25 protein-coding genes and 3 tRNA genes are annotated in these 23,430 nt (G+C 38.0%); 24 read left to right on the top strand and 4 right to left on the bottom strand.

The window, feature by feature from the left end:
- Nucleotides 1–107: 107 nt before the first annotated feature.
- The 24 genes from ACQKNX_RS24865 to ACQKNX_RS24750 all read left to right on the top strand — a co-directional run bounded on the left by ACQKNX_RS24865 (nt 108) and on the right by ACQKNX_RS24750 (nt 22,541).
- Nucleotides 108–878, top strand: a complete 771-nt coding sequence (locus tag ACQKNX_RS24865) for a TatD family hydrolase (protein WP_427431229.1) — start codon at nt 108–110, stop codon at nt 876–878.
- 135 nt (nt 879–1,013) lie between these two features.
- Entirely contained in the window at nt 1,014–2,225 is a 1,212-nt protein-coding gene (locus ACQKNX_RS24860) for a ubiquitin-like domain-containing protein (RefSeq protein WP_427431228.1), read from the top strand.
- Nucleotides 2,226–2,392: 167 nt separating this feature from the next.
- A complete protein-coding gene (rnmV, locus tag ACQKNX_RS24855) occupies nt 2,393–2,959 on the top strand; it encodes a ribonuclease M5 (protein ID WP_340821454.1) in 567 nt (188 codons plus the stop codon).
- Complete coding sequence (gene rsmA, locus ACQKNX_RS24850; RefSeq protein ID WP_427431227.1) at nt 2,952–3,833, top strand: 16S rRNA (adenine(1518)-N(6)/adenine(1519)-N(6))-dimethyltransferase RsmA; 882 nt, start codon at nt 2,952–2,954, stop codon at nt 3,831–3,833. Before rnmV ends, rsmA begins: the two co-directional genes overlap by 8 nt.
- A gap of 155 nt (nt 3,834–3,988) precedes the next feature.
- Nucleotides 3,989–4,249 carry a biofilm formation stimulator Veg gene (gene veg / locus ACQKNX_RS24845; RefSeq protein ID WP_010857021.1) on the top strand — a complete coding sequence of 87 codons (261 nt, stop codon included), beginning with the start codon at nt 3,989–3,991 and terminating at the stop codon, nt 4,247–4,249.
- Nucleotides 4,250–4,362: 113 nt separating this feature from the next.
- Nucleotides 4,363–4,542, top strand: coding sequence for a small, acid-soluble spore protein, alpha/beta type (locus ACQKNX_RS24840; protein ID WP_004229193.1), 180 nt, complete (start codon nt 4,363–4,365; stop codon nt 4,540–4,542).
- A 215-nt stretch (nt 4,543–4,757) separates the two neighbouring features.
- Complete coding sequence (gene ispE / locus ACQKNX_RS24835) at nt 4,758–5,624, top strand: 4-(cytidine 5'-diphospho)-2-C-methyl-D-erythritol kinase (RefSeq protein WP_340821452.1); 867 nt, start codon at nt 4,758–4,760, stop codon at nt 5,622–5,624.
- Nucleotides 5,625–5,680: 56 nt separating this feature from the next.
- Nucleotides 5,681–6,508 carry a pur operon repressor gene (gene purR, locus ACQKNX_RS24830; RefSeq protein ID WP_427431226.1) on the top strand — a complete coding sequence of 276 codons (828 nt, stop codon included), beginning with the start codon at nt 5,681–5,683 and terminating at the stop codon, nt 6,506–6,508.
- Between the two features lie 3 nt (nt 6,509–6,511).
- A complete protein-coding gene (locus ACQKNX_RS24825; protein WP_340821450.1) occupies nt 6,512–6,886 on the top strand; it encodes a RidA family protein in 375 nt (124 codons plus the stop codon).
- A gap of 649 nt (nt 6,887–7,535) precedes the next feature.
- A complete protein-coding gene (gene spoVG, locus ACQKNX_RS24820; protein WP_427431225.1) occupies nt 7,536–7,838 on the top strand; it encodes a septation regulator SpoVG in 303 nt (100 codons plus the stop codon).
- A 272-nt stretch (nt 7,839–8,110) separates the two neighbouring features.
- Nucleotides 8,111–9,481, top strand: a complete 1,371-nt coding sequence (gene glmU, locus ACQKNX_RS24815; RefSeq protein WP_427431224.1) for a bifunctional UDP-N-acetylglucosamine diphosphorylase/glucosamine-1-phosphate N-acetyltransferase GlmU — start codon at nt 8,111–8,113, stop codon at nt 9,479–9,481.
- A 24-nt stretch (nt 9,482–9,505) separates the two neighbouring features.
- Nucleotides 9,506–10,465 carry a ribose-phosphate diphosphokinase gene (locus tag ACQKNX_RS24810; protein ID WP_340821447.1) on the top strand — a complete coding sequence of 320 codons (960 nt, stop codon included), beginning with the start codon at nt 9,506–9,508 and terminating at the stop codon, nt 10,463–10,465.
- 314 nt (nt 10,466–10,779) lie between these two features.
- Complete coding sequence (locus ACQKNX_RS24805; RefSeq protein ID WP_427431223.1) at nt 10,780–11,370, top strand: 50S ribosomal protein L25/general stress protein Ctc; 591 nt, start codon at nt 10,780–10,782, stop codon at nt 11,368–11,370.
- Nucleotides 11,371–11,585: 215 nt separating this feature from the next.
- The gene (gene pth / locus ACQKNX_RS24800) at nt 11,586–12,149 is read left to right on the top strand and encodes an aminoacyl-tRNA hydrolase (protein WP_340821444.1); all 564 of its coding nucleotides are present in this window, start codon (nt 11,586–11,588) and stop codon (nt 12,147–12,149) included.
- 60 nt (nt 12,150–12,209) lie between these two features.
- A complete protein-coding gene (locus tag ACQKNX_RS24795; RefSeq protein ID WP_228134495.1) occupies nt 12,210–12,437 on the top strand; it encodes an anti-sigma-F factor Fin in 228 nt (75 codons plus the stop codon).
- A gap of 278 nt (nt 12,438–12,715) precedes the next feature.
- A complete protein-coding gene (mfd, locus tag ACQKNX_RS24790; protein ID WP_427431222.1) occupies nt 12,716–16,228 on the top strand; it encodes a transcription-repair coupling factor in 3,513 nt (1,170 codons plus the stop codon).
- A gap of 187 nt (nt 16,229–16,415) precedes the next feature.
- Nucleotides 16,416–16,952 (top strand): stage V sporulation protein T, encoded by a 537-nt coding sequence (spoVT, locus tag ACQKNX_RS24785; protein ID WP_107896456.1) that lies wholly within the window; start codon nt 16,416–16,418, stop codon nt 16,950–16,952.
- A gap of 161 nt (nt 16,953–17,113) precedes the next feature.
- On the top strand, nt 17,114–18,733 hold the full coding sequence (locus ACQKNX_RS24780; protein WP_427431221.1) for a putative polysaccharide biosynthesis protein: 1,620 nt from the start codon (nt 17,114–17,116) through the stop codon (nt 18,731–18,733).
- 9 nt (nt 18,734–18,742) lie between these two features.
- A complete protein-coding gene (gene mazG, locus ACQKNX_RS24775) occupies nt 18,743–20,203 on the top strand; it encodes a nucleoside triphosphate pyrophosphohydrolase (protein WP_427431219.1) in 1,461 nt (486 codons plus the stop codon).
- Nucleotides 20,204–20,207: 4 nt separating this feature from the next.
- Nucleotides 20,208–20,498 (top strand): RNA-binding S4 domain-containing protein, encoded by a 291-nt coding sequence (locus tag ACQKNX_RS24770; protein WP_427431218.1) that lies wholly within the window; start codon nt 20,208–20,210, stop codon nt 20,496–20,498.
- Between the two features lie 271 nt (nt 20,499–20,769).
- Nucleotides 20,770–21,069 carry a sporulation protein YabP gene (gene yabP, locus ACQKNX_RS24765; protein WP_004229167.1) on the top strand — a complete coding sequence of 100 codons (300 nt, stop codon included), beginning with the start codon at nt 20,770–20,772 and terminating at the stop codon, nt 21,067–21,069.
- Nucleotides 21,066–21,557: a spore cortex biosynthesis protein YabQ gene (gene yabQ / locus ACQKNX_RS24760; protein ID WP_427431217.1), complete on the top strand. Its 492-nt coding sequence runs from the start codon at nt 21,066–21,068 to the stop codon at nt 21,555–21,557. The genes yabP and yabQ overlap by 4 nt, the downstream gene beginning before the upstream one ends.
- A 16-nt stretch (nt 21,558–21,573) precedes the next feature.
- Complete coding sequence (locus ACQKNX_RS24755; RefSeq protein WP_427431216.1) at nt 21,574–21,978, top strand: FtsB family cell division protein; 405 nt, start codon at nt 21,574–21,576, stop codon at nt 21,976–21,978.
- Nucleotides 21,979–22,112: 134 nt separating this feature from the next.
- Nucleotides 22,113–22,541: a S1 domain-containing RNA-binding protein gene (locus ACQKNX_RS24750; RefSeq protein ID WP_024362602.1), complete on the top strand. Its 429-nt coding sequence runs from the start codon at nt 22,113–22,115 to the stop codon at nt 22,539–22,541.
- A 201-nt stretch (nt 22,542–22,742) separates the two neighbouring features.
- On the opposite strand, the gene ACQKNX_RS24745 is transcribed toward ACQKNX_RS24750, so the two are convergent.
- From ACQKNX_RS24745 to ACQKNX_RS24730, 4 genes are all read right to left on the bottom strand, one after another.
- A complete protein-coding gene (locus ACQKNX_RS24745) occupies nt 22,743–22,991 on the bottom strand; it encodes a hypothetical protein (protein WP_427431215.1) in 249 nt (82 codons plus the stop codon).
- 151 nt (nt 22,992–23,142) lie between these two features.
- Nucleotides 23,143–23,214: transfer RNA gene (locus tag ACQKNX_RS24740), tRNA-Glu, on the bottom strand.
- 5 nt (nt 23,215–23,219) lie between these two features.
- Nucleotides 23,220–23,296: transfer RNA gene (locus ACQKNX_RS24735), tRNA-Met, on the bottom strand.
- Between the two features lie 10 nt (nt 23,297–23,306).
- Nucleotides 23,307–23,381 (bottom strand) — tRNA-Gly (locus tag ACQKNX_RS24730).
- Nucleotides 23,382–23,430: the final 49 nt, after the last annotated feature.

The following is a 23,430-nucleotide window of genomic DNA, read 5'->3' as shown; positions in this document are numbered from 1 at the left end:
TATATATGTGTATTGTCACAATACTAAATTGTTTGTAACAAATTTGTAATACTGATGCAAAATATGAAATAATAATTTTTAATAAAATCAATGTTAGGAGAATGGCAATGTTTATCGATACACATGTACATTTGAATGCAGAGCAGTATAAAGAAGACTTACAAGAAGTCATCGATCGAGCTCTTGAAGCAAAAGTTGAAACTATGGTAGTTGTAGGATTTGATCGTAAAACGATTGAAAAAACTATGGAATTAGTAGAGCAATATGATTTTATTTATGGTGTTATTGGTTGGCATCCAGTAGATGCCATAGATTGTACTGAAGAGGATTTAAAATGGATCGAAGAATTGGCAGCACATCCTAAGGTCGTCGGAATTGGCGAAACGGGATTAGACTATTATTGGGATAAATCACCAAAGGATGTTCAACAAGCCCTTTTTCGCAAGCAAATTCATTTAGCGCAAAAAGTAAATTTACCAATTATTATTCATAACAGAGAGGCAACAGCAGATGTAGTCAACATTTTGCGCGAGGAAAACGCAGCTTCTGTTGGAGGTGTAATGCATTGTTATAGCGGAAGTGTAGAAACTGCCCGTCAATGCATTGGGATGAATTTTATGATTAGTCTTGGTGGACCAGTGACTTTTAAAAATGCACGTATGCCGAAGGAAGTCGCAATGGAAATACCTTTAGAGCATTTAATGATTGAAACAGATGCGCCATATTTAGCGCCACATCCCTATCGCGGTAAACGTAACGAACCAGCATTGGTGCCGTTAGTTGCAGAGGAAATTGCACGTTTAAGAGAAATATCAATTGAGGAAGTTGCTCAAGTAACGACTGCCAATGCAAAAAAATTTTTTAGGATTGACGATTAACTAGCTAAAGTGCCTCCAATACTGTGTTTGCGGTTGGCTAAAATAGCATGGTCAAATTTTTTTGAAATACAATCGGGTTGACAGTGCTAATTCTAGTCCGTATAATCCAACTTTGTATTAAGGAGGCGTTTTTTCATGTCAAATAATTCCATGAAAAACTTGTTCTTAGGATCATTGAGGAGTAAGCAAACAGTGATAAGAATTGTTTCACTTGTCCTGTTTGTATCAGTAATTTCATTCGTACTTTACCAAGGTACTAAAAAAACCGTAACGCTTAGCGCTAACGGGGAAGCAATTGAAGTAGCAACACATGCCAAAACTGTAGAAGAACTATTACAAAATCAAAATATAGACGTAGCAGCGCATGATAAAATATCACCCTCTCTGAATGCCAAAATTGTTAATGGATTAGCAATTACTTGGGAACAGGCAAAAGAAGTAACAATTTCAGTTGATGGAAATCAGTCAAAAGTTTGGACAACTGAAAAACTAGTGAAGAACATTTTGAAGGAAGCAAATATCGAAGTATCAGAGCATGATACATTAAAGCAAAGCTTGGATACAGAAGTAGGAGCAGATAACAAAATCGATATTCAAAAAGCGTTTCAGGTAACGCTTGTCGATGGTTTAGAAAATAGACAAGTTTGGTCCACTTCGACTACGGTCGCTAACTTTTTAAAACAACAGGGAATTCAGCTAAATGAATTCGATCGTGTCGAGAATAATCTGGAGGACGTTATCACTCCAGAGAGTAAAATCGCAGTAGTTCGCGTAGAAAAGGTTATCGATGTAGTGGAAGACTCATTAGATTTCGCAATTGAAAAGAAGCAGGATGCTTCTTTGCTAAAAGGGAAACAAAAAGTAGTAACTACGGGCGAGAAGGGTAAAATTTCTCGAACGTATGAAGTCGTTAAAGAAAACGGCAAAATTGTCGCGAAAAATTTACAATCTGAAAAAGTCATAAATGAGCCAAAGAAACAAGTAGTTGCCGTTGGTACTAAACAATTAGTAGCAAGCACTACAACTGTGTCTCGTGGTTCAGCGGAGCCATCTAGTGGAAAAGAGTTTTATGTAACTGCAACCGCGTATACACCTTACTGTAAGGGTTGTTCAGGAACATCAGCTACTGGCATTAACTTACGTTCAGATTCTGGCTTAAGGGTAATTGCAGTAGATCCATCTGTTATTAAACTAGGCTCAAAAGTTTGGGTTGAAGGCTATGGAACAGCGATTGCTGGGGATACTGGTGGGTCAATTAAGGGTAATAAGATCGACATACTAGTACAATCAGATGCACAAGCTCGTAATTGGGGACGCAAGAAAGTGCGTATTAAAGTATTAAATTAAAAAAAATGTAAAAAATATCAAAATGTTTTCACTAAGCATTGGCTTTCCTGTATTGACTGGCAGGAAAGCTTTTTTCTTGTATACGACGCAATAGCTTTGTATTTCTGTACAATCATACAGGGCAGTTGTAAAATGGTCTGAAGATAAGGTAGAAAAGAGGAGCCTTTTTGCAAATACAAGAAGTGATTGTCGTTGAAGGAAAAGATGATACAACCGCCATTAAGCGAGCTGTTCAGGCAGATACGATTGAAACGAATGGATCTGCTATTTCAGAAGAGACGCTTAAACGTATTCAGCATGCACAGGATAAACGAGGTGTCATAGTGTTCACAGACCCTGATTATCCAGGACGCCGAATTCGAGCAATTATTGAACAACACGTACAAGGTGTTAAACATGCCTTTTTACCAAAATCCAAAACAATTGCGAAGAATGGTAAAGGTTTAGGTATTGAGCATGCGGCAGATGAGGATATTCGTGAGGCGTTAAGTCTTGTTTATACGCCAAATAGCACTGAGCCCATTGCTGATGATATTACACTAGAAGATTTAATGACTGCTCGCTTAATTGGTCATCCATCGGCGAAAAGCCGCCGAGATCGTCTAGGAGAAATTTTAAATATAGGTGCAACAAATGGTAAACAACTTCATAAAAGATTGAAAATGTTTCAAATAACAGAACTGCAATTTGGTGCAGCTGTCGCACAGGTAGATCAGGAGGAAAATAATGCATAAGGATATTGCAACACCGATTCGAACACAGGAAATTTTGAAGAAATATGGATTTTCGTTTAAAAAAAGTTTAGGCCAAAATTTTTTAATTGATCCAAATATTTTAAGAAACATCGTTAGCCATGCAAATTTAACGGAAAATAGTGGCGCAATTGAAGTGGGTCCAGGCATTGGCGCATTAACAGAGCATCTAGCACGTAGCGCAAAAAAAGTCGTATCGTTTGAAATAGATCAGCGCTTATTACCAGTACTAGCAGATACGTTAAGTCCATATAATAACGTGTCTATCGTTCATTCGGATATTTTAAAGGCTGATGTGGCGAAGGTCATTGAGGAAGAAATGCCAGGCATTGAAGATATTATGGTTGTAGCTAATTTGCCTTATTATGTTACGACGCCTATTTTAATGAAATTGCTAAATGATCGTTTACCAATTCGTGGATTTGTCGTGATGATGCAGAAGGAAGTCGCTGATCGCATTACAGCAAAACCAGGAACAAAAGAATATGGTTCACTATCTATTGCAATTCAGTATTATGTAAAGGCTGAAATTGCTATGACCGTGCCGAAAACTGTTTTTATGCCACAACCAAATGTAGATTCAGCAGTTATTCGCCTTATTAAGCATAATGAGCCACCGGTAAACGTTATTGACGAGGATTTCCTTTTCGTCGTAACACGCGCTTCATTTGTACAGCGCCGTAAAACAATTTTAAATAATTTACAATCGGCTCTACCAAATGGTAAAGCAAACAAAGAAAAAATAATTGCAGCTTTAGAATCTGTGAATATAGAGCCAACTCGTCGCGGTGAGACGCTGTCAATTCAAGAGTTTGGTAAGTTAGCGGATGCCTTATATCCAACCTTTGCAAATTGAAAAAATATGTTACATTTTCAGTCGAAATTAAAAAAAACGTATTTTTTTAAAAAAAATAAGTTGACAACATTTATAAAGGGCTGATAAAATATTATATTTTGTTGACATTTTTGGGCGTATCCCTTATACTAGTTAATAGTGAGGTGTAAGCGAAAATGCCAAAAACTTTAGCGGACATTAAAAAGTCGTTGGATTGTCATTTGGGTAAACGTTTGCAGTTAAAAGCAAACGGAGGTCGCAAGAAAACGGTCGAGTGTGCAGGGATATTGCGTGAAACATATCGCGCAATTTTTGTAGTTGAACTTGATCAAGAAGACAATACGTGCAAGCGCGTATCGTATAGCTACACAGATATTTTAACTGAGGCAGTAGAGATTACATTTTTAGACGAAGCACAGGCTGCTGTCGCGAAATAGTTTCTAGTACTTATTTCTATATTTTGAAGCACTCATGTATGTTAAAAACTACATGAGTGTTTTTCGTTTTATCGGACATACTAATTTCGTCAGTTGTTAAAGGAGGAGTTTGCATGCCTAGAAAGGGAATCATGTCACCTCGTTTAAAAGAAGAGATCGCCAAAGAACTTGGATTTTATGATGTTGTGCAAAAAGAAGGTTGGGGCGGAATTAAAGCTCGAGATGCTGGTAATATGGTGAAACGTGCCATTGAGATGGCGGAAAGAGCAAGCAGTGAGCAAGAGCGTAAGTAGTGTACTTCGCATAAAATAACTTGCTTACATTTTTTACTTCATTCAGCTAGGAATTGAGCCGATGCTGAACACAACAAAACAACTGACGAGAGAGAACCGTTTTTAAAACGGTTCTTTTTTCAGTTTGCTTTCTCATTATGGTAAAATAAAATGAATTATCTTGCGCGAAAAATGAACGGCTGTTTATGCGTGTAGTATATGAGGGAGGAAGTAAGATGCTTTATGTAAAGGCGCCTGCAAAAATTAATTTAACATTAGATGTTCTATATAAACGACCAGATAATTATCACGAAGTGGAGATGGTCATGACGACTGTCGATTTGGCAGATCGCATTAGCTTAGAATCTCGAGAAGATGGAGTAATTGAAATTATTTCAACGGATAATTTTGTACCAAATGATCACCGCAATTTTGCTTACCAAGCAGCGCGTCTTATAAAAGATACATACGGCATTAGACAAGGTGTATCCATTACAATTGAAAAAGAAATACCGATTGCGGCAGGTCTTGCAGGAGGCAGTAGCGATGCAGCGGCAACGCTAAAAGGTTTAAATGAGCTTTGGAATTTAAAACTATCAATAGACGAGCTAGCGGAGCTCGGTGCTAAAATCGGTTCAGACGTTTCTTTTTGTGTCTACGGAGGTACTGCACTAGCAACTGGGCGAGGGGAGAAAATTCAAGAATTACCTGCACCGCCAAGCTGTTGGGTCGTGTTAGCTAAGCCTAAAATCGGGGTGTCAACAGCAGAAGTATATGGTGGCTTAAAGGTTGAAGGGCTTGAGCATCCTAATACAAAGCAAATGATCCAAGCAATTGAAACAGAAAGTTATGAGCTATTATGTGCATCTTTAGGAAATGTTTTGGAAACTGTAACATTTAAGTTACATCCGGAAGTTATTATGTTAAAAGAACAGATGAAACGTTTTGGGGCAGATGCGACGTTAATGAGCGGAAGCGGTCCAACGGTCTTTGGTCTCGTGGATACTGAGGCCAGAGTGAGCCGAATATACAATGGCTTACGAGGTTTTTGTGAAGAAGTATATGCTGTGCGCATATTAGGGGAGCGTAATACGCTTGCTTAAAAACGCATAATTGTGTTAATTTTACCTATAAATATTCGTGTTTAGGAGAGGGTCGCATGAAATGGAAGCGTAGTGAACGACTAGTTGATATGACGTACTATTTACTAGAACATCCACATCAGCTGATCCCGCTAACTTATTTTTCAGAATTATATCAATCCGCAAAGTCTTCGATTAGCGAAGATTTAACGATTGTTAAAGAAACTTTCGAAGAAAAAGGAATCGGGTTATTGGTAACAGTGCCAGGAGCAGCAGGTGGTGTGAAGTATATTCCTAAAATGTCCGAAGAGGAAGTTCGTTTAGTCATCCAGGATTTAAAAGCTGAGCTTGAACATTCAGATCGTTTGTTACCTGGTGGCTATTTATTTATGACGGATTTATTGGGCAATCCAGATTTAATTAATCGAGTTGGGAAGGTTTTTGCATCTGCATTTGCTGACCAGCAAATCGATGTTATTATGACAGTAGCAACAAAGGGAATATCTATTGCCCATGCCATTGCAAGGCATTTAAATGTTCCAGTTGTTGTCGTTCGTAGAGATAGCAAAGTAACAGAAGGCTCTACAGTTAGTATAAACTATGTATCTGGTTCTTCTCGAAGAATTCAGACAATGGTATTATCTAAAAGAAGCATGAAAAGTGGACAGCGTGTACTTATTACCGATGACTTTATGAAGGTCGGTGGTACGATGAACGGCATGAAGAATCTATTAGAAGAGTTTGACTGTCAATTAGCAGGCATCGCTGTGCTAGTTGAGGCAGAGCATGCAGACGAAACTTTAGTAGATGATTACTATTCACTTGTAAAGCTTCATGAGGTCAATGAAAAAGATCGTACGATTGCATTAAGTGAAGGCAATTATTTTACAAAAAGGGAGAAATGACAAATGAATGTAGTATCTACAACGAATGCACCAGCAGCAATTGGACCATATGCACAAGGAATGATCGTTAACGGGATGTTTTATAGTTCAGGTCAAATTCCATTAACTGCAGCAGGCGAATTAGTAGAGGGTGATATTGTCGCTCAAACACACCAAGTATTTGCTAATTTAAAGGCAGTACTAGAGGCTGCAGGCTCATCACTAGACAATGTAGTAAAAACAACAGTCTTTATGAAGGATATGAATGACTTTGTTGCAATGAATGAAGTATATGCAAGTCATTTTGGAGAGCATAAACCAGCTCGTTCAGCAGTGGAAGTAGCACGTTTACCAAAAGATGTGAAAGTAGAAATAGAAGTTATCGCAATCGTAAAATAAAAATTAGTAGCCCTTTAAAAGAACAGAAGCTCTTTTAAAGGGCTTTTATTCTTTTATTATAGATTTATACTGCCATTGCTTTACGTTGCGTGTGGCGGCTTCTGCCCTGCACTCTGTAAGCCACAACTCGCTAACGTGCGGTTTGTTGCGCATTACGTTGCGTGCTGTTCTACGCAGAAGTCGTGGCGTTTTACTCCAACCAGCTGAACACGTTGGTAGCGTAATTCTAATTTAGTAGCATTAATTTTTATGAACAGGCTGAAAGCTCTATTATAGGGCTTTTATTACCTAGCTGTAGCATATGCCTTCTAATTCTAAAAGAGGCGGATAAAAACTAAATATGCACTGATTTCAGAGTGGGCTTAAACCTCTGCTGAAACAAATTAATGAATCCGTTGCATGTCACAGATTTTTAAGAGGGGCTTTTCTAGAAGGCTAAAAAGGAGTAATAATCCCGCGTAATTAATTATTTTTAAAATTTTGACAAACAATTGTCAAATTTACCGTAAACTAGAGAAAATATTATAACGAATTAAAAATGAAGTATTCAAATTTTTTAGAAAATTTGGTAGACTATAAAAAGGGAAATATTCGGTAATATGAATATAATATTTTCATTTAGGCATCTAAGATGAGAGGTGGTGAGAAAATGGAAGTTACTGATGTAAGATTACGTCATGTACAAACGGATGGTCGCATGCGTGCGATTGCTTCCATTACACTCGACAATGAGTTTGTGGTACATGATATCCGCGTTATTGATGGGAATACAGGCTTATTCGTCGCTATGCCGAGTAAACGTACACCAGATGGCGAATTTAGAGATATTGCGCATCCTATCAACTCGACGACACGTAACAAAATTCAAGAGATTATTTTAAATGCTTATCATAACTCTAGCGATGTGCCAGAGTCGGAACAAGCAGCTGAATTAGAAGGAATTGGCGTATAGTTTTATGAAAATAAATGCTCGTTTAAAGGTTATTTACAAATAAGTATCCTTTTGGCGGAAGAAAATAAAAAGAACTCTTCAATCATTGAGGAGTTCTTTTTATTTTTCAAAAAAGAGAAAAACAGCAAATTGTAGTGTATAGCTCATTACATTCGAGCATAAGGTGTGTTTGATTTAGGAATTCACCGTTTAGTCAATTCTACATGCCTTGAAAATAGATGAATTTTGCTATATAGTCATAAGAGAAAATGAGCGTATTGGAGGACTTACTGATGAGCAATATTTTTGCTGTCATTTTGGCTGCAGGTCAAGGTACACGTATGAAGTCCAAATTATATAAAGTGCTCCATCCAGTATGTGGGAAACCCATGGTACAGCATGTAGTGGATCACATACAAACGTTAGATGTGAACCGCATCGTAACGGTTGTAGGACATGGTGCAGAAAAAGTAAAACAACAACTTGGAGATAAGAGCGAGTATGTTTTACAAGCTGAACAATTAGGTACAGCACATGCAGTACAACAAGCAGAGTCAATTTTAGGTAGCGAGCAAGGAACAACATTAGTTGTTTGCGGTGATACGCCACTTATTCGCCCTGAAACGATGAAAGCTTTATTTGAGCATCATCAAGCAAAAAATGCAAAAGCAACAATTTTAACAGCTGTTGCTGAAAATCCAACTGGCTATGGTCGTATTTTACGTGGCGATGGTGGACAGGTGGAGCAAATTGTTGAACAAAAAGATGCAAGTGAAGAGCAGCAACGAGTAAAAGAAATAAATACTGGGACATATTGCTTCGATAATAAAGCATTATTTGAAACGTTAAAACTTGTGAAAAATGATAATGCACAGGGTGAGTTTTATTTACCTGATGTAATTGAAATTTTACAAAAACAAGGCGATATCGTTGAAGCTTATGTAACGGATGATTTTGAAGAAACACTCGGTGTGAATGACCGTGTGGCATTGTCACAAGCGGAAGAGTTAATGCGTGCGCGTATTAATGAGCGTCATATGCGTAATGGCGTGACAATCATTAACCCAAATGCTACGTACATTAGCTCAGAAGCAGTAATTGGTCGTGATACAGTGATTCAACCAGGCTCTATGATTGAAGGAGCAACTGTAATTGGAGAAGATTGCTTAATCGGCCCAAATACACAAATTATCGATAGCCGTATTGGAGACCGTACTTCTGTGCATTCATCTGTTGTACGAGAAAGCACTGTAGCGGAAGATACAGCAATTGGACCGTTTGCACATATTCGTCCACTTTCTGATATCGGTAGCCATGTTAAAATCGGTAACTTTGTAGAAGTGAAGAAAAGTAAATTAGGTAACGAGACAAAAGTATCTCATTTAAGCTATATTGGAGATGCTGAAATAGGTAATAACGTCAATGTTGGCTGTGGTTCTATTACAGTAAACTATGATGGGAAAAACAAGTTCCAAACAATTATTGAAGATGATGTATTTGTAGGATGTAATACTAACTTAGTAGCGCCAGTGAAAGTTGGAAAAGGTTCATTTATTGCAGCAGGATCTACAATTACAAAAGAAGTTCCTGAGGATGCACTAGCAATTGCGCGTGCAAGACAAGAAAACAAACCGAATTATGTAAGCAAATTAAATTCAAAATAATTATCAAATAAACAGGAGGCCATCATGCCGTATCAATATGCAAACTCACAATTAAAAATATTTTCACTCAATTCTAATAACCCACTAGCCCAAGAAATTGCGCAAGAAATGGGAGTTGAATTAGGGAAATCTTCAGTTAAGCACTTTAGCGATGGAGAGATTCAAATTAGTATTGAAGAAAGTATTCGTGGTTGTGATGTGTTTATCGTGCAGTCTACTTCTGCACCTGTAAACGAACATTTAATGGAGCTTTTAATTATGGTAGATGCTGTGAAACGCGCATCTGCTCGTACAGTTAACGTTGTAATGCCTTATTATGGTTATGCTCGTCAAGACCGTAAAGCAAAAGCGCGTGAGCCAATTACAGCTAAATTAGTGGCAAACTTACTTGAAACGGCTGGTGCAACACGTGTTATCGTTTTAGACTTACACGCACCACAAATCCAAGGTTTCTTCGATATTTTAATTGACCACTTAATGGCGGTACCTTTACTTTCTGATTACTTCAAATCTAAAGGTATTCCTTCTGAGGAAATCGTAATTGTTTCACCTGACCACGGTGGAGTAACGCGTGCGCGTAAAATGGCAGAACGTTTAAAAGCACCGATTGCAATTATTGACAAACGCCGTCCAAAACCAAATGTTGCGGAAGTGATGAATATCGTTGGTAATGTTGATGGTAAAGTGGCAATCTTGATTGATGATATTATCGATACTGCAGGTACAATTACAATTGGCGCTGACGCTTTACGTGCTGCTGGTGCAAAAGAAGTATATGCTTGCTGCTCACACCCAGTACTATCAGGTCCAGCAATCGAGCGTATTGAAAACTCTGCGATTAAAGAATTAGTAGTAACAAATACAATTCAACTTTCTGAAGAGAAAAAATCACCAAAAATTACAGAGCTTTCAGTAGCTAAATTAATGGCAGATGCAATTTCTCGTGTATACGAAAACAAATCAGTAAGTACTTTATTCGATTAATTTTAATTAGAATAAATATATATTTGATATAGCATAATGTGTGACAAAAAAAGGACAAATCTACATTTATGAGTAGATTTGTCCTTTTTGTATAGCTATTAAGTTTGAATATTCGAATTAAAGGGTATAATAGTATTTGTTACTGTGTAATATTTACGCTCATTAAAAAATAGAGATGTAAATATTATAAAAGCCTTTAGCGACTGTCATAAACAAATAACAGAAGGTAGCATTTTTTATATTGAATTCTGTAATTGGTATGTGGCAACAGTGTTAAGGCATAAATAATTTTTCTTGGAAGGGGAAGGTATAGTATGAGTACAGTCTTAAGTGTAAATAAGCGCGAAGCTGGGCATCGTTCGACATTAACCCAACTTAGAAAAGGGGGAGCCATTCCTGCTGTTATTTATGGCTACAAACTAGATTCAACCCCAATTTCTATTTCAGCGAAAGAATTTAGACAGTTCGTTCAAAAAAACGGGCGTAATGGTGTCATTCCGGTGGAGTTAGATGGTGAAAGGGTAAATGTCGTTGTATCAGAAGTACAAAGATGTACACTGAAAGATGAAGTGAATCATGTAGATTTTTTAGCAATTAATATGTCTGAAGAATTAGAAGTAGACGTAGCGGTAACACTTGTTGGAGAATCAGCTGGTGTAGGTGAAGGTGGCATTTTAATGCAGCCGAATTTGGAAGTTAAAATAAAAGTTAAACCTACTGATATTCCAGATACATTAGAAATTGATATTACGAAACTAGCAATTGGAGAAAGTATTATGGTAGCGGATATTCGCGATCATGTAGATTTTGAAATTGTGAACGAAGATGATCATATTTTAGTAACAATTATGGCGCCAACTGTTTCTGTAGACGATACTGAAGTAGAAGAAAGCGTTGAGTCATAAGATTAAATGTATGTTTGAAGGGAAAGCTATCGAGGAAGTCGTAAAAGACGGACTTGATAGCTTTTTTTTGTTGTAGTAAAAATAAACGGTTTTTACGACGGACCGATAAATTTTTATCATACATATATTTGTTCATATCGGGGATGAACGAAATGTTTTCTTATAGCTCAGTATGGTAAAATAATGACTATTAGATTGAAAGAAGTGAGGTACTTATGAAAATTATCGTTGGTTTAGGAAATCCAGGTAAACCTTATGAGCATACAAGACATAATATTGGGTTTGATGTAATTGATGCATTAGCTAAAAAGTGGGATGCACCGTTAGCAACTTCAAAATTCAATGGCATGTATGCGACAGTACATCGTCCTGAAGGAAAGGTTCTACTTGTTAAGCCTTTAACATATATGAACTTATCAGGTGAATGCGTTAGACCTCTCATGGACTATTTTGATATTGATGTAAAAGATTTAATTGTAATCTATGATGATTTAGATTTAGAAACAGGAAAATTGCGTTTGCGTCAAAAAGGTAGTGCGGGTGGACATAACGGCATTAAATCTTTGATTCAACATTTAGGAACACAGGAATTTAATCGAATTCGTATTGGTGTGAGTCGTCCACCGGCTGGTATGAAGGTAGCGGATTATGTGCTATCAAAGTTTTCTAAAGAAGACAATATTGTTATGGCAGATGCTATTGATAATAGTGTTAATGCAATAGAAGCGTCTCTTTCAAAACCATTTCTTGATGTGATGAGCCAATTTAACGGTGCATAATCTTTTTCCAAAATGTCTATACTTTAAGTAGTAAGTTGCTTAAAGGAGGATGATTTGGAGATGGCAATTCGCTACCGTTGTAGGCATTGTGAAGTAGAAATAGGAACACTACCATTTGATGCAGATGATACAATTCGGAAGTTGCATATTTTCGAATTAGGTGAGGCAGATGATTATGTTGAAAAGGATCAACATGGGCAAACGACTGTACACTGCATTTGTGAGCAATGTGAGGATTCGCTTAGACAATATCCAGATTATCACGCACTCAATAAATGGATTCAATAGTGGAAGGATGCTTTGGCGCACATTGCGTGCGTTCAAAGCTTTTTCCGTTTTTATTTTTTGAAGTAGAAATAAACGCTGCTTTCAATAGTAATGCAAGGATAATAAACATGATGTATATAAGTGCGTTATGTTTTCTAAACCGAGAGTTTAATGACTAGGACAATTACACAAAGGTGAACTTGATAATTAGACAAATGAAATGTGTAATATTGTACTAGATTGATAGTATGAAGCACATTGAATAATTAGAATTTTCGCGCTGAAAGGAGCTTTTGACTGTGGAAGTTTTACGACAGATTGTGTCGCAGGACAAACATATCACATCATTTTTACAGGAGATTCAGAGCGGCAATACAGCATCTCAGCTCATTACAGGTTTAACAGGAAGCGCACGGCCAATTATGGTCGATGCGTTATTTGACCATGTACAAAAACCAATTTATATTGTGTCACCCAATTTATTGCAGGCACAAAAAATGGCGGATGAGCTCGTAGGGTTATTAGGAGAGGAATATGTCCACTATTACCCAGCAGATGAGTTTATTGCTGCTGACTTATCAGTAGCCTCTCCGGAGCTTCGAGCAGAGCGTATTGCAACGCTTGATTGTTTAGCGAGAGGTGAAAAAGCCATTTACATTATACCTATTGCTGGTTTGCGAAAAATGATGCCACCGAAAGAACATTGGATACATTATTTTTTACAGACGGCCGTAGGCGAGGAAGTACAAATAGAGGAATGGCTCCAAACGCTCGTAGCGATGGGATATGTCCGTAACTCAATGGTCACTACGCCTGGTGAATTTGCGTTGCGTGGAGGCATTTTAGATATATATCCTCCGTATTTAGAAGCACCTATTCGAATAGAGTTATTTGATACGGAAGTAGACTCGATTCGCACATTTTCTGCAGATGATCAGCGTTCAATAGATAAATTACAAAAAGTGCGTATTTTACCTGCGTCAGAAGTCATTTTGACAAAGGAAGAACGAATAGCTTTAGCAGGTCGTTTAGAAATTGCGTTAGCGACAAGCTTGAAAAAAGTAAAGAAACAGGAGACGAAAGAGCTTCTGTATCAACATATTCAATACGATATTGAACTGTTGCAACAAGGAAACCTCCCAGATTTCGTTAATAAATATGGCTCGTTGTTATATGATAAAACGGCTTATTTAGGTGATTATTTTGCACAGGATGGCATCGTGTTATTTGATGAGCTTGGCCGCATTCAAGAAGTAATGGATGCATGGGAGCGTGAAGAAGAAGAGTGGTTTTTATCACTGATTGAAGAGGGGAAAATGGTACACGATGTGAAGCCAGCCTTTTCTTTAAAGGAGATTTTGGCAATGCTGTCACAGCAGAAGCTATATTTCTCATTATTTTCACGTACGTTTGCTGGTATTACCTTTAATAAGACAACTAATTTTTCATGTAAGCCGATGCAGCAATTCCACGGGCAAATGGCATTATTACAAAATGAAGTTGAACGCTGGCAGCTTGGTAAATTTACGGTCCTTATCATAGCTAGGGATAAAAACCGCGTGAATCGTGTACAGCAAATGCTCGAGGAATACGATATTCATGCAACAATTGGGGAGCCGACTGAGTCTGGCCTCTATATTGTAGAGGGCGGATTATCAAGCGGATTTGAATGGCCTTTGCAGCGTTTGGCAGTCGTAACAGAGGATGAATTATTTAAACAGCAAGCAAAGAAAAAATCACGCCCTCAAAAAATGACAAATGCAGAACGTATTAAAAGCTATACAGAAATTAAGCCGGGCGACTATGTCGTGCACGTGCACCATGGGATTGGGAAATATATCGGTGTAGAAACACTAGTAGTCAATGGGACACATAAAGATTACTTGCATATACGATATCGCGCAGATGATAAATTATATGTGCCTGTGGAGCAAATCGATTTAATTCAAAAATATGTGGCATCTGAAGATCGCGAACCGAAGCTACATAAATTAGGTGGAGCTGAGTGGAAAAAAGCTAAAGCAAAGGTTTCCTCTGCCGTTCAAGATATTGCAGATGATTTGATTAAGCTCTATGCTAAGCGTGAAGCGGAAATAGGGCATGCTTTTGCGCCTGATAATGATGATCAACGTAATTTTGAGACATCATTCCCTTATGAAGAAACAGAAGATCAGCTACGTTCAATTATTGAAGTAAAGCGTGATATGGAACGAGAACGCCCAATGGATCGCCTAGTATGTGGCGACGTAGGATATGGCAAAACAGAAGTAGCCATTCGTGCGGCATTTAAAGCCATTCAAGATGGTAAACAAGTTGCCTTCCTCGTGCCTACGACGATTTTAGCGCAGCAGCACTACGAGACGATCCGAGAGAGATTCCAGGACTTTGCAATTAATGTTGGTCTACTATCGCGCTTCCGTACGAAAAAAGAGCAAGTAGCAACGTTAAAAGGTTTAAAAGACGGGCAAGTTGATATTGTAATAGGAACTCATCGAATATTATCTAAAGATTTAACGTTCCAAGATCTTGGCCTACTCATTGTAGATGAGGAACAGCGCTTTGGTGTTACACATAAGGAAAAAATTAAACAGCTGAAAACGAATGTCGACGTGTTAACTTTAACAGCAACACCTATTCCAAGAACATTGCATATGTCTATGGTTGGTGTACGTGATTTATCGGTTATTGAAACGCCTCCTGCAAACCGTTTCCCAGTGCAAACTTATGTTATGGAGCATAGTGGTGCACTAGTACGAGAAGCAATTGAGCGTGAAATGGCACGTGGTGGCCAAGTATTTTACTTATACAATCGAGTGGAGGATATGGCACGGAAGGTTGACGAGATTCAAACGCTTGTCCCTGAAGCGCGTATCGGACATGCACACGGTAAAATGACTGAATCACAATTAGAATCTGTCATCTTAGCCTTTATTGAAGGGGATTATGATGTTCTCGTTACGACGACAATTATCGAGACTGGAGTAGATATTCCTAATGTTAACACGCTTATTGTCCATGACGCAGATCGAATGGGTTTAGCGCAACTGTATCAATTACGAGGTCGTGTAGGTCGATCAAATCGAGTAGCATATGCATACTTTATGTATCAGCGTGATAAAGTACTGACAGATGTAGCAGAGCAACGACTACAAGCTATTAAAGAATTTACGGAGCTCGGATCTGGTTTTAAAATTGCTATGCGTGACTTATCAATTCGTGGAGCTGGTAATTTATTAGGTGCACAGCAACATGGCTTTATTGATTCTGTTGGCTTTGACTTGTACTCGCAAATGCTAGAAGAGGCCATTGCAGAACGACAAACTGGCGTGAAAAAAGAGGAGAAGCCAGAGATAGAAATCTTACTGAACATCGATGCTTATATTCCTGATACGTATATTCCGGATGGTTATCAAAAAATTCAAATGTATAAACGCATTAAAGCGATGGACCAAGTGGATGAATACGAAGAGATTATTGAAGAATTGCAAGACCGTTTCGGTGATTTACCAATTGAAACAGCGCGTTTACTGCGTATTGCACGGATGAAAATTTGGGGCTTAGAAATGGGCGTTTCCTCTATTAAAGAAAAGCAAAAGGTTATCTCTATTTTGATATCTGAAGAGGGTTCTGCAAAAGTAGATGGTAGTAAAATTGTAACTGAAACGATGAAATTTGAGCGAGCTGTTGGCTTCGGTATGGATAGTATGCAGTTGATATTGACAATTGATGAGCGTAAATGCAATAAATACCATCATTTTGATATATTAGAAGAAATAATGCAGATTATTGCAAAATCGAAAAAAAATATGTGAAAAAAGGCTGAACTTGTTGACAAATTGGCAAGTTCAGCCTTATTGTATGAAAAGACAAATTTTTATTAAAAAAAATAATGTTGGATTCAAAATCCTTTTCGTTCATTTTTTGCATAGATTGTCTTGAGAAAAACCATACTATTGTTGTAGAAAAATTTTAATGAATACGAAAGCGAGGCAGTTTAGCATGAAAGCAACAGGAATTGTTCGTCGTATAGATGATTTAGGACGTGTGGTAATACCGAAAGAAATTCGTAGAACGCTACGTATTCGCGAAGGTGACCCGTTAGAAATTTATACGGACCGTGAAGGTGAAATCATTTTGAAAAAGTATTCTCCAATTAATGATTTAGGAGAATTCGCACGTGAGTATGTAGAAACATTGTATGAAACGCTAGGTACTCCAGCGTTTGTAACAGACCGAGACGAAGTAATCGCTGTTGCAGGGATTGGCAAGAAAGAATATATCAATCGCCGTATTACATCTTTTGCAGAAGGTTTTATGGACGAGCGCTCAACAAAAATTGAGAAAATGGAAACAACTATTGAAATTGTTCCTGGACAATATGAGCAAGTTAAATCATATTGTGCAACACCAATCATGGTGAACGGTGATCCAATTGGTTGTATCATTGTTTTATCTAAAGTACATTTTGTTGGTGAAGTAGAAGTAAAAGTAGTGGAAACAGCTGCTAATTTCTTAGCAAAACAAATGAATAATTGATGAACATCGAAAGTTATTGTCATGACTCTTTTAGGGTAAACAATAACTTTTTTTGTATACATAATGCTGTGGCGATAGCGGAAACAGTGTTAACGTGAGCGTCATACTTTTGAGGTATGCTATACTATTGGCATTGTTAAATGAAGGAAAGAGGACAATTTATGTCGGAACGATTTGGTATGAAAAGTTACATGAAGGGTGCGGCATTACTAACCATTGCAGCCCTCATTGTGAAAGTTTTAAGCGCAATTTATCGTGTACCTTTTCAAAATCTAGTTGGTGACGAAGGATTTTACATTTATCAACAAGTATATCCTGTAATATCCATCTTTGTAGTATGGACATCAAGTGGTTTTGCGGTAGCTATTTCAAAAATGCTTGCAGATAATGATTGTATTGTAGATGAGGAAGAACGTACACAGAAAAGACGAAGCATTATGCGGATTATTTTTCGTTATTTAACGGTGCTGTCATTCGTGTTTTTTGGTGTTTTATTTGCTGGAGCAGATGTACTTGCGAAAATGATGGGTGATGCCAATCTTGCGCTATTACTACGCACAGGATCTTTTATTGTATTAGTAATGCCGGCACTTGCTATTTTTAAGGGTGGCTTTCAATCGAGAGGGATTATGGAGCCAATTGCTTATGCACAAGTACTGGAGCAAACGGTAAGAGTTTCCGTTATATTGGCTGGTACGTTTATAATTATGACGACGACAAAGTCCCTCTATGGGGCAGGACAAATGGCTATTATTGGGACGGTCATCGGAGAAGTAGTTGGCTTATTATTAATTGCGTTTCTTTTTAGAAAACGCTTTGGTTCTTTTATTGGCAAACAACAACAACGAATAGCAAGCTTTCCTGTGTTAAAAGAGGTGACATTGCTAAGTTTAAGTGTGAGTATGAGTAGCTTGTTATTGCTTGGCTATCAGCTTGTCGATTCATTTACTATTTTTTCGCTACTTATAGATAGTGGAATGGACGAGACATTAGCTAAGGAAACAAAAGGTATTTATGATCGCGGACAACCATTGGTGCAACTAGGAGTTGTCATTGCAGCCTCATTATCCCTTGCTATTGTGCCACTTGTTGCACATATGTCTAACAAGCAAAATGGGCGCAGTGCGATGCCGTTTATGCAGCTTACGTATAGGGCTTCTGTATTGTTTGGCTGGGCAGCTTCACTAGGGCTAATACTAGTCATGCCTTATATTAATGCAATGTTATTTAAAACAGATGCACTATCAGAAGTACTCATGTTATATGTTTTACAAATTGTACCGTTGTCAATTATTTTGACATTTACAGCTATTTTGCAAGGTTTTGGGAAATTAAAAATGCCAACTCTATTTTTATTTGTAGGTTTTTTATTAAAAGTATTACTAAATGTCTTCACAATTGCACCGTTTGGTGTTCTAGGCGCTGCTGTTGCTAATAATGTGGGACTTTTATTCACAGCATTAGCGCTCGTGTTGTACTTAAAGAAAATTACAGGTATTCAATTGGCACCTGCAAGCTTTTATCAAAAGCTTGGCATTGCATCATTATGTATGTCAGTGGTCGTAATACTTTGGCTTCAATTTACCCCAGCTTTGTTAAATGGATTTTTATCTGAACGCTTTGTCGCTGTGGTTGCTGGCTTCAGTGCGGTTTGTATTGGCGCAATGGTGATGATTACTTGCATTGCAAAACTACGAGTACTTGCTGAAAAAGAATGGTATCTACTACCTTTTGGTCGTAGAATGGCTGTTTATCAACTATGGTTAAATAGAAAGAAGTAGGTGGAGTTATTGAATACATTAACGATAATTGGCCTTGGCGCTGGTGATTTCAATCAGTTGCAAATGGGCGTTTATAAAAAATTAATAGCGGCTAATAAGTTGTTTGTCCGGACGGTGGATCACCCTGTATTAGAGGAGTTAGCTAACGAAGGCTTACAATTTGAAAGCTTTGACGCTGTATATGAGAAGCATAGTACATTCCAGCCGGTGTATGAAGAAATCGCGCAAAGATTAATCGAGGCTACTGCAATGGGGGACGTGATGTACGCTGTACCTGGTCATCCGCTAGTTGCAGAGCAAACGGTGCAGCTTCTTATTCGAGCAGCGCAAGAAGAAAAGGTCAATGTAGTAATAGAAGGTGGTCAGAGCTTTTTAGACCCTATTTTTGGTGCCTTAAAAATTGACCCAATTGAGGGCTTTCAATTACTTGATGGCACAAGCTTTTCGATGCACGACATTAATATGCGCCAGCACATTTTAATTGCACAAGTATATGATACATTCAGCGCGTCGGAAGTGAAGCTGACATTGATGGAGAAATATGATGATGAATATCCAGTAACGGTCGTGACAGCAGCGGGTTCCTCTCAAGAAAAGCTAGTGACCGTTCCGCTATATGAGCTTGACCAAAGTGTTGAAGTAAATAATTTAACAACGGTTTATGTACCTCCGGTGACTTCTCAAGAGGAAGCGTTACGTGATTGGGCAACTTTCCGCCAAATTATTGCTACTTTGCGTGGACCAAATGGGTGTCCGTGGGATCAAAAGCAAACACATGAATCGTTAAAGAAATATTTACTAGAGGAAGCACATGAATATTTAGCCGCTGTAGATGCAGAAGATGATTTTGCGATGATTGAAGAGCTTGGGGATGTGTTATTACAAGTATTTCTACATGCGCAAATTGGAGAAGATCAAGGCTACTTCACATTAGAGGACGTTTTGGCTTCAGTTAGTGAAAAAATGATTCGTCGTCATCCTCATGTATTTGGAGATGCCTCAGTTGAGGATGCTGACGGTGTCATTGCCAATTGGGAAGCGATCAAGGCTGAAGAAAAAGGTATTAGTGACAAGCCGTTATTGGAGGAGGAATATCGTGCATCATCTGCACTGCAAACAGCGTACAATTATCAACAAAAGGCAGCTAAAGTTGGTTTTGATTGGCCAGATGTAGATGGCGCATGGGATAAGTTTGCAGAAGAGTGGCAGGAATTCCGTCATGAAGTAGCGAAAGGGTCTAATATGACGCGTCTCGATGAATTTGGAGATGTGTTATTTACGCTCGTTAATTTAGCTCGCTTTTACAAGCTATCACCAGAAGAGGCCATGCTACATGCAAATGAGAAGTTTGCAAGACGATTTGGCTATGTCGAAGCGAAAGTAAAAGCTAGTGGTAAGCCATTTTCAGATTATACACTGGAACAATTAGATGCTTTTTGGCATGAAGCAAAGCAACTTGAGAAGGAGTAATAATATGCGATTAGATAAATATTTAAAAGTTTCACGATTAATAAAACGACGTACGTTAGCAAAAGAAGTCGCTGACCAAGGTCGTATCACGATTAATAATAAAGTAGCGAAGGCTAGTAGTAGTGTGAAGGATGGCGACGAACTAGCTATTCGTTTTGGCCAAAAAATTGTCACAGCTCGCGTGGAAGAGTTGCGTGACACTGTAAAAAAAGAAGATGCAGCAAAGATGTTTACAATATTAAAAGAAGAGCGTCTTGAAAAGGTTGAGCCTGAATTTATTGATGACGAAGACTAATTTTTACTTTGTCCTCTATCGTGATAACTCCAATGCTGATTTTTTAGGATTCAAACGCTGGCTGAATCAGGTTAAAGATTCCTGCAGATGCCTCAAATTTTAATCGTGCTCGAAAAAAATCTGGGCGCAATTATACCAGTTGTAATTGATTTGCTAGTATCGTTATAAATTTTTCTTAATAAAAGTAAGGCAACTTTCATAAAGTTTGTCATGCTTTTAAGGTTGTCCGCATAAAGTGAACAGAAGCTAGGACGACTAAAGGAGGAAAAAAATGACGCTACATCAAGAAAGTAATCGTTACACAATTCCATCTGGAGAACATATTTTAACGATTCGTAATCGTAAAAGAATGGACATGACTTCTGTAAAATCAATTGAACGCTTTGATCAGGAAGAGTTTTTTATTAAGACGTCCCAAGGGCATTTATTGATTCGTGGAGAGGAACTGCATATCGTTCACTTAGATGTTGACAAAGGGTTATTGACGCTTGAAGGAACTGTAAAAACCTTGCAGTATGACGAGGAGGAAAGTGGCTTCTCGAAAGGTTTCCTTCATAAATTGTTTGGATGATTGTTAGTCAGCAATTCGTTCAGCTATTAGTCATGGTTGTGAGCGGTATCGCAGTTGGATTTATTATTGATAGTGTAAGGCTCATTGTTTTTTCAACTCCAAAAAGGTCAAGCCTCCGAAAGTGGATGATGGTTTTAGAATTGTTGACTTGGATTCTACTCGGAGGGTTAACGTATTATTTATTGTTTTGGTTAAAAGATGGCGCATGGCGGGCTTACGACCCGCTTGCGCAGATTGCTGGTATATTTTTATATCAAACCTTTTTTCAAACCTTTTTACGTTTCATTGCACGTATAATAGTGAATATAACATGGAAACCCTTTTGGTTTATCGTACGTTTAATAATCGCTATTATTCGACAAATCCTACACATATTTATGAAAATGGGTGCATTCGTCTTAAGACCTTTTGTCAAAATTTATTCGTATTTGTCCTACACTTTATTAAAAAAATTTCGATATATCAAGTATAATAAAAGACAACAATAACTTCGGAGGTGCGGGCATGACTAAACGTCATTCATCAAAAGATGAACAACAAAACTACACAAAGCTTGATAATGACTATGTCCGTAACACGGATAAAGCTATGAATCGTAAAGTGCAATCGCGTAAACGAAAAATGCGCCGTATTGTTTTTTTTGCGATTGTGCCAGTCGTCATTATCGCCTTCCTCGTAAATGTTCTAGTCCATCAATCTGAGACGCTAGCTGAAAAAGAAAAGAAAAAACAAGAGGCAACTCAGCATTTGGTAAAAGTAAAAGATGAGCAGGATTCGTTAAATCTTAAGATTAAACAATTAGAAGATGATGAGTATATTGCAAAGCTTTTACGCAAAGAGTACTTCTTATCAGAGGAAGGTGAAATTATTTTCATTATTCCTGAGAAGAAAGATAAAAAAGACGACTGAAAAGCTATGTATTGTTGACACACTTTTTTAGTTATATATAATGAAAAGAGAAACTTATTGAAGTAAAAAGTTTGATTAAATTGATTACATGGCTCAAAAGAGTCGCTTAATTTTTAAGGAGGAGCATTTTTTTTATGTCAATTGAAGTAGGCAGCAAGGTACAAGGTAAAGTAACAGGAATCACAAATTTTGGAGCATTCGTTGAGCTGCCAGACGGCAAAACAGGCTTAGTACACATCAGTGAAGTTGCTGACAATTATGTAAAAGATATCAATGAGCATCTAAAAGTTGGAGATGAAGTTGAAGTAAAAGTGATGAATGTTGAAGCGGATGGAAAGATTGGTCTTTCAATCCGTAAAGCAAAGCCTCAAGCTGAGAGACCAGAGCGTCCTCAACGTCCGCGTCGTGACAATCGTTCTAATGATCGTAACGAACGCCATCAGCCGAAGGAAAACTTTGAGCAAAAAATGGCACGTTTCTTAAAAGATAGTGATGAACGTCTAGCAACATTAAAACGTGCTACAGAGTCAAAACGTGGTGGTCGCGGGGCTAGAAGAGGGTAGTTTGCTGACTGTTTTAATCGTAGAAAAAGTGTATTAAATAGAACGGGGATTAGCTTTTGTTTATAACAAAGGCTAATCTTTTTTGTTTGTAAGCGCAAATTCTATACAATAACTGAGGGCAGTTAGTATTACTGGAATCAAAAAACGTAATTTCATGTAGTTGAAATTACGTGGTGAAGTACGATTTTGGATAGGGCGTATCTATAAAGTTGAAGTCGGTCCTTTTTTCTTCTTTGGAGCTGACACAGACTGCTCCGGAGTTGTTTCAGGTGTCTTCTCCACAGGATTAGTCACCATTTTTACGAGTAAGTACACACCATATATGCTTATGATGAGACCTGCAAGAAGTAAAAAAATTTGAATAGCAAAGGGTAAGTTGATGAGTATTGATACGAGAATGATCATTGAGCCACTCCCGCATGTTAAAGCAGCTTTAGTTAATGAACCCAAAGACGGTGAACCTCCTAGTAACATGTGCATTTTATAATAAGTATGCCATATTTTGAGAAGGTAGGCATACTAAAATGCTAACGTTACTTGTTACTATGTCCGAAACAATAAAAAACGTCTCAGAAGTACATCTGAGACGTTTTTACATGTATGACCCCTACGGGATTCGAACCCGTGTTACCGCCGTGAAAGGGCGGTGTCTTAACCGCTTGACCAAGGGGCCAATTATGGTGGCGGCCGAGGGGATCGAACCCCCGACCTTACGGGTATGAACCGTACGCTCTAGCCAGCTGAGCTAGGCCGCCAAAATATTATTGGAGCGGAAGACGAGGTTCGAACTCGCGACCCCCACCTTGGCAAGGTGGTGTTCTACCACTGAACTACTTCCGCATGTCTTTTTAAAGGACAAGTTAAATAATACAATCCATTAATAAAAGTG

Source organism: Lysinibacillus sp. NPDC093712 (assembly GCF_050280025.1).
GTDB lineage: Bacteria > Bacillota > Bacilli > Bacillales_A > Planococcaceae > Lysinibacillus.
Note: the sequence above shows the minus strand (reverse complement) of the source record. Positions and strands in the feature narration are given on the sequence as shown.